We start from the raw sequence: 14,516 nt of genomic DNA on the forward strand, positions 1-14,516 counted from the left end.
GGGGCTCCTCGGGCCTGCGAGGGACATTACTAAGCGGTAACTTATGCAAGTCCGTTTGACACTACCCGCATCATCCCCCGTGCTGTACCCAGGAGCGAGGTGATCTGGGTCGCTGAGGGGCGCCTGGGTCGGACCGGCAATCAGATCGTGTTATTCATACCGAATTGCCCCATTCACGCCTAATTTAGAGCCGTGCTCTACGGGATCATCGCCGCCACCTCCGCCCTTCTGCTCACCGCCGTGCTCGCGGCGCTGCTCCGTGCGCCCGGCCTGCGGGCCGGGATCGTCGAGCGGAGGCAGCCGGATCCGGCCCGACGCCGGCGGCCCGTGCCCCTGCTCGGGGGCGTGGCCGTGCTGGCCGCCACCTGTCTGGTCGCCGGGGCGGGGCACTGGACGCGGGTCGCGCCGCTGGGCGACGGGGTCGGCAGGCTGCTGTTCGCGGGCGCCGGGGTCGCCCTGCTCGGGCTGGTCGCCGACGTGTGGCGGCTGCGGCCGCGGGTGCTCGTCGCCGGTACGGCGGTGGCCGCCGTGTGTGTCGTGCCGTACGGCGGGACGGGCGTGCCCGCGGGGATCCTGGCCGTGGGCTGGATCGTCCTCGTGTCCTTCGCCTTCCGGGCTCTCGATCACACCGACGGGCTCGCCGGCACGGTCGGCGTGATCACCGCCTTCGGGGTCGGCGCCTGCGCCGCGGCCGAGCTGATGGACGGGTTGGCCGTGCTGCTCAGCGTGCTCGCCGCCGCCCTCACCGGGTTCCTCATGCACAACTGGCATCCCGCGCGGATCGGCCTCGGCGCGTGCGGATCGCTGTTCACGGGGTTCGTGCTCGCCTCCGCCGCCGTGTTCGCCCGGGCCGGGCACGGGCTCGGCGACAGCGCGGGCGTGCTGTTCTGCCTCACCGCCCTCGGCGCGGCCGACCTCGTCCTGGTGGCCGCGTCGAGGCGCATGGCCCGGCGCCCGCTCCTCAGGCGCGGGCCCGACCATCTCGGCCACCGGCTGCGCCGCCTCGGGCTCACTCCGCAGGGAACCGTCGTCCTGCTCGGCACGGGAGCCTTCTCCGGGGTGCTGGTCGGGGTGCTCGCCCACACCGGCTGGGCCGGGGACGGTGCCGTCCTCTGGGTGGCCGGCGGCGCGCTCGTGGTCGTACTTCTACTCCTTCGAATCCCTGTCTACGGCGCCCGTCGTATGGCATCATCGCAGGTCACACGGCAGTTGCGTGTAAGGAACGGATAAGAGTTGAGCCCGTACGACTCAGGTCTGTTGACCCCGTGGCGAGCCTCGTGCACACTTGAGTCCGTTCCACTCAAGTCAGCTGGAGGAAATCACCATGGCACGTGCGGTCGGCATCGACCTGGGCACGACTAACTCCGTCGTCAGCGTTCTGGAGGGCGGCGAGCCCACCGTCATCACCAACGCCGAGGGTGCCAGGACCACGCCGTCCGTCGTCGCCTTCGCCAAGAACGGCGAGGTGCTGGTCGGCGAGGTCGCCAAGCGCCAGGCGGTCACCAACGTGGACCGGACCATCCGCTCCGTGAAGCGTCACATGGGCACCGACTGGAAGATCCAGCTGGACGGGAAGGACTTCAACCCGCAGCAGATCTCCGCCTTCATTCTGCAGAAGCTGAAGCGCGACGCCGAGGCCTACCTGGGCGAGAAGGTGACCGACGCGGTCATCACCGTCCCGGCCTACTTCAACGACTCCGAGCGCCAGGCGACGAAGGAGGCCGGCGAGATCGCCGGTCTGAACGTCCTGCGCATCGTCAACGAGCCCACCGCGGCCGCGCTCGCGTACGGCCTCGACAAGGACGAGCAGATCATCCTGGTCTTCGACCTCGGTGGCGGCACGTTCGACGTCTCGCTGCTGGAGATCGGCGACGGTGTCGTCGAGGTGAAGGCCACCAACGGCGACAACCACCTCGGTGGTGACGACTGGGACCAGCGCGTCGTCGACTACCTGGTCAAGCAGTTCGCGGCCGGCCACGGCGTGGACCTCGGCAAGGACAAGATGGCGCTGCAGCGTCTGCGCGAGGCCGCCGAGAAGGCGAAGATCGAGCTGTCCTCGTCCACCGAGACCTCGATCAACCTGCCCTACATCACCGCGTCCGCCGAGGGCCCGCTGCACCTGGACGAGAAGCTGACCCGCGCTCAGTTCCAGCAGCTGACCGCGGACCTGCTGGAGCGCTGCAAGACGCCGTTCCACAACGTCATCAAGGACGCCGGCATCTCCCTCGGCGAGATCGACCACGTCGTCCTCGTCGGTGGCTCCACCCGTATGCCCGCCGTCGCCGAGCTCGTCAAGGAGCTGACCGGCGGCAAGGAGGCCAACAAGGGTGTGAACCCGGACGAGGTCGTCGCCATCGGCGCCTCGCTCCAGGCCGGTGTCCTCAAGGGTGAGGTCAAGGACGTCCTGCTCCTCGACGTGACCCCGCTGTCCCTCGGCATCGAGACCAAGGGCGGCATCATGACCAAGCTCATCGAGCGCAACACCACGATCCCGACGAAGCGTTCGGAGATCTTCACGACGGCCGAGGACAACCAGCCGTCGGTGCAGATCCAGGTCTACCAGGGCGAGCGCGAGATCGCGGCGTACAACAAGAAGCTCGGCATGTTCGAGCTGACCGGTCTGCCGCCGGCGCCGCGTGGCGTCCCGCAGATCGAGGTCTCCTTCGACATCGACGCCAACGGCATCATGCACGTCACGGCGAAGGACCTCGGCACCGGCAAGGAGCAGAAGATGACCGTCACCGGCGGTTCGTCGCTCCCGAAGGACGAGGTCGACCGGATGCGCCAGGAGGCCGAGCAGTACGCGGAGGAGGACCACCGCCGCCGCGAGGCCGCCGAGACCCGCAACCAGGGCGAGCAGCTCGTCTACCAGACCGAGAAGTTCCTCAAGGACAACGAGGACAAGGTCCCCGGCGAGATCAAGACCGAGGTCGAGGCTTCCATCGCCGAGCTGAAGGAGAAGCTCAAGGGCGAGGACACCGCCGAGATCCGCATGGCCACGGAGAAGGTCGCGGCCGTCTCGCAGAAGCTCGGCCAGGCCATGTACGCCGACGCCCAGGCCGCGCAGGCCGCGGGCGGCGCCGGTGAGGCCCCGCGCGCCGACGACGACGTCGTGGACGCCGAGATCGTCGACGACGAGCGCAAGGACGGTGCCGCGTGACGGAGGAGACCCCGGGCTTCGAGGAGAAGCCCGACGTCCCCTCCGGCGCCACCCCTGACGACGCCGAGCCGAAGGCCGCCTCCGAGGAGGGGGCGGCCCCGGCCGGGGACGCGAACCAGACAGCGGGCCTGGTGGCCCAGCTGGACCAGGTGCGTACGGCACTCAACGAGCGCACGCTGGACCTCCAGCGCCTCCAGGCCGAGTACCAGAACTACCGCCGCCGCGTCGAGCGCGACCGGGTAGCGGTCCGGGAGATCGCCATCGCGAACCTCCTGACCGAACTGCTGCCCGTGCTCGACGACATCGGCCGCGCGCGGGAACACGGCGAGCTGGTCGGCGGATTCAAGTCCGTCGCCGAGTCGCTCGAGACCGTCGCGGCGAAGATGGGACTGCAGCAGTTCGGCAAGGAGGGCGAGCCCTTCGACCCGACGATCCACGAGGCCCTGATGCACTCGTACGCGCCGGACGTCACCGAGACGACGTGCGTGGCGATTCTGCAGCCCGGGTATCGCATCGGCGAGCGCACCATCCGCCCCGCGCGGGTGGCCGTCGCCGAGCCGCAGCCCGGCGCGCAGACGGTCAAGGCCGAGGGTGCCGACGAGGGCACCGCGGCCGACGACAAGGAGAACGGTGGCCCGGAGGAGGGCTGACGTAAACACTGAACGGAAGGAGGGACGTCGGGGATGAGCACCAAGGACTTCATCGAGAAGGACTACTACAAGGTCCTCGGCGTCCCCAAGGACGCCACCGAGGCCGAGATCAAGAAGGCGTACCGGAAGCTCGCCCGCGAGTTCCACCCGGACGCCAACAAGGGCAACGCCAAGGCGGAAGAGCGCTTCAAGGAGATCTCCGAGGCGAACGACGTCCTCGGCGACCCCAAGAAGCGCAAGGAGTACGACGAGGCACGCGCCCTCTTCGGCAACGGCGGCTTCCGCCCGGGGCCGGGCGCGGGCGGCGGCTCCTTCAACTTCGACCTGGGCGACCTCTTCGGAGGCGGCGGAGGGGGCGGCGGCGCCCAGGGCCAAGGGGGCTTCGGCGGCGGCTTCGGAGACGTCCTGGGGGGCCTGTTCAACCGGGGCGGCGGCGCGGGCACGCGCACCCAGCCCCGGCGCGGCCAGGACATCGAGTCCGAGGTCACGCTGAGCTTCACCGAGGCCATCGAGGGCGCCACGGTCCCGCTGCGGATGTCCTCGCAGGCCCCGTGCAAGGCCTGTTCCGGCACCGGCGACAAGAACGGCACACCGCGCGTGTGCCCGACCTGCGTCGGCACGGGCCAGGTCGCGCGGGGTTCGGGCGGCGGCTTCTCGCTCACCGACCCCTGCCCCGACTGCAAGGGCCGGGGTCTGATCGCCGAGCACCCCTGCATGGAGTGCAAGGGCAGCGGCCGCGCCAAGTCGTCCCGGACCATGCAGGTCCGCATCCCCGCGGGGGTGACCGACGGTCAGCGCATCCGGCTGCGCGGCAAGGGAGCCCCCGGCGAGCGGGGCGGCCCGGCCGGCGATCTGTATGTCGTCGTGCACGTGGGGGAGCACCCGGTCTTCGGCCGCAAGGGCGACAACCTCACGGTGACCGTCCCGGTGACGTTCACCGAGGCGGCGCTCGGCGGCGAGGTCCGGGTCCCGACCCTCGGCGGCCCCGCCGTCACCCTGAAGCTGCCTCCGGGCACGCCCAACGGCCGCACCATGCGGGCGCGGGGCAAGGGCGCGGTCCGCAAGGACGGCACCCGCGGGGACCTGCTGGTCACCGTCGAGGTGCGTGTTCCCAAGGACCTGTCGGGGAAGGCTCGTGACGCACTGGAGGCGTATCGCGAGGCGACCGCGGGTGAGGACCCGCGTGCGGCGCTGTTCGAGGCCGCGAAGGGAGCTTGAGAGTGATGGACGGCCGTCGGCGTAACCCGTATGAACTGACCGAGGAGACCCCGGTCTACGTCATCTCGGTGGCGGCCCAGCTCTCCGGACTCCACCCGCAGACGCTGCGCCAGTACGACCGCCTGGGCCTGGTCTCCCCGGACCGCACCGCGGGCCGGGGCCGCCGCTACTCGGCCCGGGACATCGAACTGCTGCGTCAGGTGCAGGCGCTGTCCCAGGACGAGGGCATCAACCTGGCCGGTATCAAGCGCATCATCGAACTGGAGAACCAGGTCGCCGCGCTCCAGTCCCGCGTCGCGGAACTGCAGGCGGCCCTGGACGGCGCGGCGGCCGCGATGCAGCAGCGCGAGGCCGCCGTGCATGCCTCCTACCGCCGGGACCTGGTCCCGTACCAGGAGGTCCAGCAGACCAGCGCGCTGGTGGTGTGGCGGCCGAAGCGGCAGCAGGACTGACACCGACCCGAGACAGGGGCCCGGAGGAGATCCTCCGGGCCCCTGTCGCATGCGCTCCCGTCTTTGCCGTGCCATGAACTTCCGTTGGGTGCAGGGCCCGTAAAGGGTGTTTGGAGGTGATTCCGCTGGACCTTCACAAGCAAAGCGGAGCGTGGTGTTGCGCACTCGTTAAGTAGTTCGGCTTGACGCCGGGTGTTGCGGCCGCGTTGTCTTTTCAGACATCTGGGTCGCAAGCGGCCCCACATCCGGAACGCACCTGAAGTGAGCCCCCGAATGCGTCGTATCGCCATATCTGTGGCAGCCTCCACGATGACCCTCTCGCTCGCCGGCTGCGGCGTGCTGAACGCTTCGGGGAGTTCGACCGACGCAAGCCCGACCAAGGGCAACGACCTCACGGTGGGGCTTCTGCTGCCGGAGACGGCGAACACGCGGTACGGGAAGTTCGACTACCCCATCATCAAGAACAAGGTCGCCGAGCTCACCAAGAAGCAGGGCAAGGTCGAGTACGCCAACGCGGGCGCGGACGCCGGCAAGCAGTCGCGGCAGATGCAGCAGATGATCGCCGACAAGGTCGACGTCATCCTGCTCGACGCGGTCGACTCGCACGCCATCGCGGGCGATGTGAAGAAGGCGAAGGACGCGGGTATTCCGGTCATCGCGTACGACCGTCTCGCCGAGGGTCCGATCGACGCGTACATCTCCTTCGACAACGAGCTCGTCGGCGAGGTGCAGGCCCGCACCCTGCTGGAGGCCCTGGGGTCGGAGGTCGACACCTCCGACAAGGTCGTCATGGTGAACGGCTCGCTGACCGACCCGAACGCCAAGCAGTTCAAGCAGGGCGCGCTCTCCGAGCTGAATGGCAAGGTGACGATCGCGGAGACGTACGACACCAAGGACTGGAAGCCGGAGAACGCCACGGCCGAGATGACCGAGGCGATCAACAAGATCGGCAAGAACAACATCGCGGCCGTCTACTCCGCCAACGACGGCATGGCGTCCGGTGTCATCAAGGCCCTCAAGGCCGCGGGCGTCACCGAAATGCCGCCGATCACCGGCCAGGACGCCGAGCTGGACGGCGTGCAGCGCATCGTCATCGGCGAGCAGTACATGACCGTCTACAAGTCCTACCCGGCCGAGGCCGAGAGCGCCGCCGAGATGGCCGTCGCCAAGGTCCAGGGCAGGGACATCCAGTTCGACGCCCTCACCCAGGACCGCGTCGACAGCCCGACCAACAAGGACATCCCGGCGCAGCTCGTCACCGTGACCGCCCTGACGAAGGCCAACATCAAGGACACGGTCATCGCGGACGGCATCTACAAGATCTCCGAAATCTGCACCCCGAAGTACAAGGCGGCCTGCGCGTCGATCGGCCTCAAGTAGCCGTTGGTCAATGCGGCGGGGAGCGAGGGGTTCACCCGCGAGGGTGGGGCGCGCACGCCGGGGCGTGCCCTTCGCCCGCCGCTCGTGCCGGATCGATTTCGGCCACTTGCTCGCGTACCCCGCCGACTGGTGTGACCCCCGGGGAAGCGGGTTGCCCCGATGCGCCCGTGACCGTGGCCTCTCCACCGTCAGCTTGTTGCAAGAGGAGGGGAGGAGGCCGGGAGGAAAGGGGCGATACCAGCGGTTTACGGCGGCCATGGCGTGGAGAGCCGTGTTGCGGAGCCGCATCCGTCCGCGCATAGTTGCGCCACGGAAGTGGCAGCAAACCGGGGGTGGAATGGGCGATGGCCGGGCACGGAACGGAGGAGCATCCACACGGTGCCGACCGCCTGTGCGAGGCCGGGGATCGCGTGTATTCCCGGGCCGTACGGCGGGGCCGGGTGCCGCGCACCGACGCCGAGCCGGTGCCCTGCCTACTTGACCTCGCCCTGCTGCACCCCGACCCCGACGACATGGACTGGCTGGTGCCGACCTCCCCGCAGGAGGTCATGACCCGGCTGCTGCGCGGGGTGTACGACGAGGTCAGGGACAGCCAGCGGCGGGTGGGTTCGGCGGTGGCGGCCGTCGAGTGGTACGCCGGTCTCGGGCGCCAGCTCCAGGCCTCGGCTTCGCCCTCGACGGAGGGTACGGCGATCCGCGTGCTGGACGGGCTGTCCCGGATCCAGGCCGCGATGGACGAGGCGACCGAGGCGTGTACGACCGAGGTGCTGACCGTGCAGCCCGGCGGCATCCGGCGGGAGGCCGAGCTCACGGAGGGTCTGCACCGCGCGGTGGCGCTGCGCGGCCGGGGCGTGCGGATGCGGGACCTGTACACGCACGTGGCCCGGCACGGCCAGGGCCTGCTCAACTACCTGGAGCTGATGGGCGACGCGGTCGAGGCCCGTACCCTCGACGAGGTCATCGACCGGCTGATCCTGTTCGACCGCACGGTCGCCTTCATCCCCGCGAACGCCGACCGCACGATGGCCCTGGAGCTGCGCCACCCGGCGGTGGTCGAGTACCTGGTGACGGTCTTCGAGCGGCTGTGGCGCCTCGCGGTCCCGCTGACGGCCGCGCTGCCGGACACGGGTATCGAAGGCATCTCCCACCGTGAGCAGTCCATCGCCGCGCTGCTGGCGGAGGGCCACCAGGACGCGGTGATCGCGGAGCGTCTGGGCATCAGCGTCCGCACCTGCCGGGCCCATATCGCCCGCCTGTCGGAGACACTGGGCGCGGCGAGCCGCACCCAACTGGGCGTACGGATAGCCCAGGTGGGCCTGGACGGCCCCCCACGCACCGCCGACGTCCCCACGGTAACCATCCCCGACCAGGAATCCCCGAGCGTGCGCTGAGACAGCGGAGTCGGGCAATGCGCGCGCGGGTGCGGTCGGCCGCAGCAGCCGGCCGAAGGCCGCCGTGAGGAACCTGGGTAGCGCCGGGTGGCGCACTTCCGGGGCGAGTCGCCCGGTGTCGTGGGTGGGCGAGCGATCCGGTCCGGCACTTCGTCCAGGGCGCGGCGCCAAGTCCGCGCGCTGCGGCTCGTACCGGTCGATGGCCGGTCGGCGAACACCGTTCAGGGCGGGGCGCCGGACGGCCTGTGGACACACGGGCGTGGTGTGAAGAACCTGGGCAGCGCCGGGTGGCGCACTTGCAGGGCGAGCCGCCCGGTGTCGTGGGTGGGCGGGAGCGCCATCGTGCGGTCGATGCCGAGGTGCCGGTCCGGCACCTTCGTCCAGGGCGGGCCCCTACCGGTCGCAGTCGCCCCGGTCGAGCGGGGCCTGGTCGCGGGCCAGGCGACCGTCAGCGCGGCCACCGCGCTCGCTTGATTCCCAGCGGCCGCCCGCACTGCTCCACCAGCCCCTCCCCGCACCGGAGTTCGTCCGTGACGCGTGTCCGGGAGGCGCGCACCGTCCCCTTCGCGGGGCCGGGCAACTTGCCCTCGTTCAGCGTCAGTTCGTAGCGCTGCCGTCAGGGCGCGCTCACCGGTGGCCGCTCTCGTCCGGGAGTGATGTGTCCTGCTTGAGGATGCCCGACTGGGCTATGAGATAGCCGAGTTGGGCTCGGCTGCCGCTGCCCAGGGCCTGGGCCAGCTTGGCGATGTGGGCGCGGCAGGTCCGGACGTTCATGCCCAGCCGGCGGGCGATGGCCTCGTCGACATGGCCCTCCACGAGCAGCTTGGCGATGGAGTGCTGGATCTCGGTGATGCCGTGGGAGGCGACCTCGTAGGGCCCGCCCATGCTCAGCGGGACCGCGCGGCTCCACATGAACTCGAAGACCTTGATCAGATAGCGGACCAGGCCCGGCTGCCGGAGTTCCAGCGCGACCTGCTGGTCCTCGCGTATGGGGATGAAGGCGACGCTCTCGTCGCAGATGATGAGCCGCTCCACGAGTTCGTCGATGGTGCGGTACTCGGCCTTGCCGTCGGCGAGATGGGAGGCGTAGGCCAGCTTCTCCGGGCTGTAGCGTGCGGTGTGCTGGTACAGGGTGCGGATCCGCACGCCCCGTTCGATGAGGGGTCTGTCGCGCTCCAGCCCCCGCAGCACGCTGGCCTCGGAGACCCGGTCGCTCGGCTGGATCGTGAGCACCTCGCTCTGGCACTGCTCGGTGGCGAGATTGAGGGCCGCGTTGATACGGTCACCGCCCTCAAGGATGGTGAGTGCATCGCTGGTCGCCATCACCTGTGTGCTGAGTGACATGAAAGGCTCGAACACGTCGGCGAGTTCGATCGACAGACGCCGGCGCTCGGTTATCTCGCGTTCGATCGGGTTGAGCCGGTGCGCCAGGGCGATCGCCGGGGGTACCGGGCGCAGCCAGTCGGCGTCGTCCGGATCCGGATGGAGCAGGGCGAACTCCATCAGGCACGGGGCGTCCGCGACATCGGACCGGGCGACACGTCCCGTGCGCAGGGCGACGGCGTAAAGTCGGCGTCCTTCCTCGCACAGATCCGTCACCGAGTGGGGATGTATCGCTTTCGCCCGATTCGTTGCCAAATCTCCACCCCCCAGGGTCCTGAACATGCAGGAACATGATGCACCGATTGTGTGGCCACCACGTGCCCGAATGAGCCATCGTCGTACCTGACGGGGGAAAAGGGGACCTTCAAGTGAGGACGAAGCCGAACATGCGGAACAAAGTGCTTCGCTCGGTACTTGTCGCCGCTCTCTCCGTCATAGCGACTGCCGGAGTGTGGAGTGGCTACTCCGAGGCGAAGGGTGACGTTCGTGCCAACACCACGTGGCCGAGTGTCGTGGCGGATGCGGTGACCACGGGCGACACCAATGGGCAGATCTCGATGACCGATGGAGCCGGGAGCTGAAGTGACCACTCCACCCGACGACCGATCCTTCCGCCGCGAAATGGCCACCGCCTACCGCTCCGGCTGGCACTTCATCGACCTGGTCACCGCCATCCCCCACAGCGGTGACTCGTTGATGGTGACCGTCTTCGGAGAGCCGGTCGTCGTCACGCGGGACGAGGACGAGGACGTACGGGCCTACCGATGCCTGCGCAAACCCCGAGGCGCACCGCAGCCCGTGCGATGCGCCATCCGGTACGGAATGATCTTTGTGAACCTGGACCAGCGGGATCACCGGCTCACCGAGCCGGAGATCCCGGACGTAAGGACCATCTCTGCCACCCCCCGCAGTGCCTGACGCGATTCCCCCGTCGTAAAAGATCGCTCAGGTACTTCCCCCCGCAGCGGCGTCACCGTGACCTGAACACGGTGACGCCGCTGTAGTTTCTGGCGACATTTCAGGGTATGGGCGCGCTTCCACGGTGACCGAAACCCGCCGTGTGTCAGCCCCCTCAGCCGCGCCCCAGCGCCCGCCGCACCTCGATCTCGATGAGCACCCGGTCCGGGTTCGGCGAGGGCGTTCTCTCGTAGCGCTCGGCATAGCGCCGCTCCGCCTCCGCGATCAGTTCCGGGTCGGTGCGCACGAAGGCCCGCCCCTCCAGCGTCGCCCAGCGGCGGCCGTCCACCTGGCAGACGGCGACCCGTGCGCCGAGCGGATCGGCCGCGAGGACATGGGACACCTTGGTGCTCGTCCGGTTCGTCAGTACCCGAGCCAGTCCCGCCCCGGGGTCGTATGTCACTCCGACGGGGACGACGTGCGGGCTGCCGTCCGGGCGGAGCGTCGTCAGCGTGCACAGATGGCGCTCGCGCCAGAAGGCGAGGTACGACGCGCTGGGGGCGACCGGGTCCACGGAGTAGGTGCTCATGGCCCGGAAGTTAGCCCCCGAAGTCCTCCCGGACCTACCTTGAGTGGAATAGACTCAACTTTGTGTACGTTGGTTAAGTCAGCACTGGGAGACGCTGGAGACATGGCCGACGAGCCGACGCCGAGGAGGAGAACGCGAACGTGGACGCCGAGCTGACCAACAGGAGCCGGGACGCGATCAACACGGCCACCAACCGGGCCGTGACCGAGGGGCACGCGGACCTGACGCCTGCCCACCTGCTGCTGGCTCTGCTCCAGGGCCAGGACAACGAGAACATCATCGACCTGCTGGCCGCTGTCGACGCCGACCAGGCCGCCGTACGGGCCGGAGCGGAGAAGGCCCTCGCCGCGCTGCCCAGTGTGGCCGGATCCACCGTTGCGCCCCCGCAGCCCAACCGCGAGCTGCTCGCCGTCATCGCGAACGCGGCCGACACCGCGAAGGACCTCGGCGACGAGTACCTCTCCACCGAGCACCTGCTCATCGGCATCGCCGCGAAGGGCGGCGCGGCCGGCGAGGTGCTCTCCCGGCAGGGGGCCACACCGAAGAAGCTGCTGGACGCCTTCCAGAAGGCCAGGGGAGGACGCCGCGTGACCACCGCCGACCCGGAGGGGCAGTACAAGGCCCTGGAGAAGTTCGGCACCGACTTCACCGCCGCCGCGCGCGACGGCAAGCTCGACCCCGTCATCGGGCGGGACCAGGAGATCCGGCGGGTCGTGCAGGTGCTGTCCCGGCGGACCAAGAACAACCCGGTGCTGATCGGAGAGCCCGGCGTCGGCAAGACCGCCGTCGTGGAGGGGCTCGCCCAGCGGATCGTGAAGGGTGACGTCCCCGAGTCCCTCAAGGACAAGCGGCTCGTCGCGCTGGACCTCGGCGCCATGGTCGCCGGGGCCAAGTACCGCGGTGAGTTCGAGGAGCGCCTGAAGACCGTCCTCGCCGAGATCAAGGACTCCGACGGGCAGATCATCACCTTCATCGACGAGCTGCACACCGTCGTGGGCGCGGGCGCCGGCGGCGACTCCGCCATGGACGCGGGCAACATGCTCAAGCCCATGCTCGCCCGCGGTGAGCTGCGCATGGTCGGCGCCACCACCCTCGACGAGTACCGCGAGCGGATCGAGAAGGACCCGGCGCTGGAGCGGCGCTTCCAGCAGGTGCTGGTCGCCGAGCCGACCGTCGAGGACACCATCGCCATCCTGCGCGGGCTCAAGGGCCGCTACGAGGCGCACCACAAGGTGCAGATCGCGGACAGCGCGCTGGTGGCCGCGGCCACCCTGTCCGACCGGTACATCACCTCCCGCTTCCTGCCCGACAAGGCCATCGACCTCGTTGACGAGGCCGCCTCCCGGCTGCGCATGGAGATCGACTCGTCCCCGGTCGAGATCGACGAACTCCAGCGCGCCGTCGACCGGTTGAAGATGGAGGAGCTGGCCCTCGACAAGGAGACCGACCCGGCCTCCCGCGAACGCCTGGAGAAGCTGCGCCGTGACCTCGCCGACAAGGAGGAGGAGCTGCGGGGCCTGACCGCCCGCTGGGAGAAGGAGAAGCAGTCCCTCAACCGCGTCGGCGAGCTGAAGGAGAAGCTCGACGACCTGCGTGGCCAGGCCGAACGCGCCCAGCGCGACGGCGACTTCGACTCCGCCTCCAAGCTGCTGTACGGCGAGATCCCCGCCCTGGAGAAGGAGCTGGAGGCCGCCTCCGAGGCCGAGGAAGAGGCCGCCAAGGACACGATGGTCAAGGACGAGGTCGGCTCCGACGACATCGCCGACGTCGTCGCGTCCTGGACCGGCATCCCGGCCGGCCGCCTCCTGGAGGGCGAGACGCGGAAACTGCTGCGCATGGAGGAGGAGATCGGCAAGCGGCTGATCGGGCAGAGCGAAGCCGTACAAGCGGTCAGCGACGCCGTACGACGGTCCCGCGCGGGCATCGCCGACCCGGACCGCCCCACCGGCTCCTTCCTCTTCCTCGGCCCGACCGGCGTCGGCAAGACCGAACTCGCCAAGGCACTGGCCGACTTCCTGTTCGACGACGAGCGGGCGATGGTCCGCATCGACATGTCGGAGTACAGCGAGAAGCACAGCGTGGCCCGGCTGGTCGGCGCGCCCCCCGGCTATGTCGGCTACGAGGAGGGCGGCCAGCTGACGGAGGCGGTGCGCAGGCGGCCGTACTCCGTGGTCCTCCTGGACGAGGTGGAGAAGGCACACCCCGAGGTCTTCGACATCCTGCTCCAGGTGCTGGACGACGGCCGCCTGACCGACGGTCAGGGCCGCACGGTCGACTTCCGCAACACCATCCTCGTCCTCACCTCCAACCTGGGCAGCCAGTATCTGGTCGACCCGGTCCTCGGCGACGAGGAGAAGAAGGAACAGGTGCTGGAGACGGTCCGGACCGCCTTCAAGCCGGAGTTCCTCAACCGGCTCGACGACCTGGTGGTCTTCTCCGCGCTCGACAAGGAGGAGCTGGCCAGGATCGCCCGGCTGCAGATCGACCGGCTGGCCGGGCGGCTGGCCGAGCGGCGGCTCGGCCTGGAGGTCACGCCCGAGGCGCTGGCCTGGCTCGCCGACGAGGGCAACGACCCGGCGTACGGCGCCCGTCCGCTGCGCCGCCTGGTCCAGACCGCCATCGGCGACCGGCTCGCCAAGGAGATCCTCTCCGGCGAGATCAAGGACGGCGACACGGTCCGGGTGGACGCCTTCGGCGACGGCCTGATCGTCGGCCCGGCCACCGGCAAGACCCTCTGACCCGTCCTGACCCGTCCTGACCCGTTCCGGCACACGCGACGGCCCGCCCCTCGTCCCCCGGGGGCGGGCCGTCGCGCGCAGGGTCGCGCGCGGGTCAGACGGTGAACGCCGAGAAGGACACCACCGCGGTGCCGGCGTCCTCGTAGGTCACGTTGACGGTCACCGCGTCGGCACCCGCGTCCTCCGGAGGCGTCGCGAACTGCGTGTTCAGATTCAGACAGAGATCGGCGCCGGTGTCGCACAGATCGGTACCCGGCTCAGGGCCCTCGGGATAGGTGTCCGTCAGCCACGTCCGGACCGCCCCCCTCGGCATCCGGAACGCGGCGTGATAGTCCGTGTCCAGCCAGGTCTGCACCGTGCACTGACCGTCGTACGCCCCCTTCGGCAGCTTCGCCCCACCGAACGCCAGCGCCTCCGCGCACGGCACGGCCTCGGGTTCTCCGCCCAGGGGATAGTCCGAGGTCATGAACCTGATCACCATGGCGACCAGCCCGGCCAGGATCAGCGCCGGCAGCGCCATGACCGCCGCGAACACCCCCCACCGGGTGCCCCCGCGGCCCGCCCGCGCACCCGCCGTACCGCCCCGCACGCCCGCCATCGAGCCCCCTGCCCGCGCTCCGGATCGTCGTCGACCGGCCAGATCATGTCAGCCAGGAGC

General features: G+C 69.7%; 13 protein-coding genes. 10 read left to right on the top strand and 3 right to left on the bottom strand.

What is annotated here, in order from left to right:
* The first annotated feature begins 192 nt into the window (after positions 1-192).
* From AB0I54_RS14590 to AB0I54_RS14625, 8 genes are all read left to right on the top strand, one after another.
* Entirely contained in the window at positions 193-1,230 is a 1,038-nt protein-coding gene (locus tag AB0I54_RS14590; RefSeq protein WP_363296321.1) for an MraY family glycosyltransferase, read from the top strand.
* 94 nt (positions 1,231-1,324) lie between these two features.
* Positions 1,325-3,160: a molecular chaperone DnaK gene (gene dnaK, locus AB0I54_RS14595; protein ID WP_363296322.1), complete on the top strand. Its 1,836-nt coding sequence runs from the start codon at positions 1,325-1,327 to the stop codon at positions 3,158-3,160.
* Positions 3,157-3,810, top strand: a complete 654-nt coding sequence (gene grpE / locus AB0I54_RS14600) for a nucleotide exchange factor GrpE (RefSeq protein WP_363296323.1) — start codon at positions 3,157-3,159, stop codon at positions 3,808-3,810. Before dnaK ends, grpE begins: the two co-directional genes overlap by 4 nt.
* Before the next feature lie 33 nt (positions 3,811-3,843).
* The gene (dnaJ, locus tag AB0I54_RS14605) at positions 3,844-5,028 is read left to right on the top strand and encodes a molecular chaperone DnaJ (RefSeq protein WP_363296324.1); all 1,185 of its coding nucleotides are present in this window, start codon (positions 3,844-3,846) and stop codon (positions 5,026-5,028) included.
* A 5-nt stretch (positions 5,029-5,033) separates the two neighbouring features.
* Positions 5,034-5,480, top strand: coding sequence for a helix-turn-helix domain-containing protein (locus AB0I54_RS14610; protein WP_363296325.1), 447 nt, complete (start codon positions 5,034-5,036; stop codon positions 5,478-5,480).
* A 273-nt stretch (positions 5,481-5,753) separates the two neighbouring features.
* Entirely contained in the window at positions 5,754-6,860 is a 1,107-nt protein-coding gene (locus tag AB0I54_RS14615; RefSeq protein WP_363296326.1) for a substrate-binding domain-containing protein, read from the top strand.
* 344 nt (positions 6,861-7,204) lie between these two features.
* Positions 7,205-8,251, top strand: coding sequence for a helix-turn-helix transcriptional regulator (locus AB0I54_RS14620; protein ID WP_363296327.1), 1,047 nt, complete (start codon positions 7,205-7,207; stop codon positions 8,249-8,251).
* Between the two features lie 351 nt (positions 8,252-8,602).
* Positions 8,603-8,725, top strand: a complete 123-nt coding sequence (locus tag AB0I54_RS14625; protein WP_363296328.1) for a hypothetical protein — start codon at positions 8,603-8,605, stop codon at positions 8,723-8,725.
* Positions 8,726-8,878: 153 nt separating this feature from the next.
* On the opposite strand, the gene AB0I54_RS14630 is transcribed toward AB0I54_RS14625, so the two are convergent.
* On the bottom strand, positions 8,879-9,916 hold the full coding sequence (locus tag AB0I54_RS14630) for a helix-turn-helix transcriptional regulator (protein WP_363296329.1): 1,038 nt from the start codon (positions 9,914-9,916) through the stop codon (positions 8,879-8,881).
* A 300-nt stretch (positions 9,917-10,216) separates the two neighbouring features.
* Between AB0I54_RS14630 and AB0I54_RS14635 the strand changes: the two genes are divergently transcribed.
* Entirely contained in the window at positions 10,217-10,552 is a 336-nt protein-coding gene (locus AB0I54_RS14635) for a hypothetical protein (RefSeq protein ID WP_263210856.1), read from the top strand.
* Positions 10,553-10,706: 154 nt separating this feature from the next.
* On the opposite strand, the gene AB0I54_RS14640 is transcribed toward AB0I54_RS14635, so the two are convergent.
* Positions 10,707-11,120 (bottom strand): TIGR03618 family F420-dependent PPOX class oxidoreductase, encoded by a 414-nt coding sequence (locus AB0I54_RS14640; RefSeq protein ID WP_363296330.1) that lies wholly within the window; start codon positions 11,118-11,120, stop codon positions 10,707-10,709.
* 140 nt (positions 11,121-11,260) lie between these two features.
* On the opposite strand from AB0I54_RS14640, the gene clpB reads away from it, so the two are divergent.
* Positions 11,261-13,858 (top strand): ATP-dependent chaperone ClpB, encoded by a 2,598-nt coding sequence (gene clpB / locus AB0I54_RS14645; protein WP_363296331.1) that lies wholly within the window; start codon positions 11,261-11,263, stop codon positions 13,856-13,858.
* A 94-nt stretch (positions 13,859-13,952) separates the two neighbouring features.
* On the opposite strand, the gene AB0I54_RS14650 is transcribed toward clpB, so the two are convergent.
* On the bottom strand, positions 13,953-14,456 hold the full coding sequence (locus AB0I54_RS14650) for a hypothetical protein (protein ID WP_363296332.1): 504 nt from the start codon (positions 14,454-14,456) through the stop codon (positions 13,953-13,955).
* Positions 14,457-14,516: the final 60 nt, after the last annotated feature.

It is taken from the genome of Streptomyces sp. NPDC050625, from assembly GCF_040654755.1.
Lineage (GTDB): Bacteria > Actinomycetota > Actinomycetes > Streptomycetales > Streptomycetaceae > Streptomyces.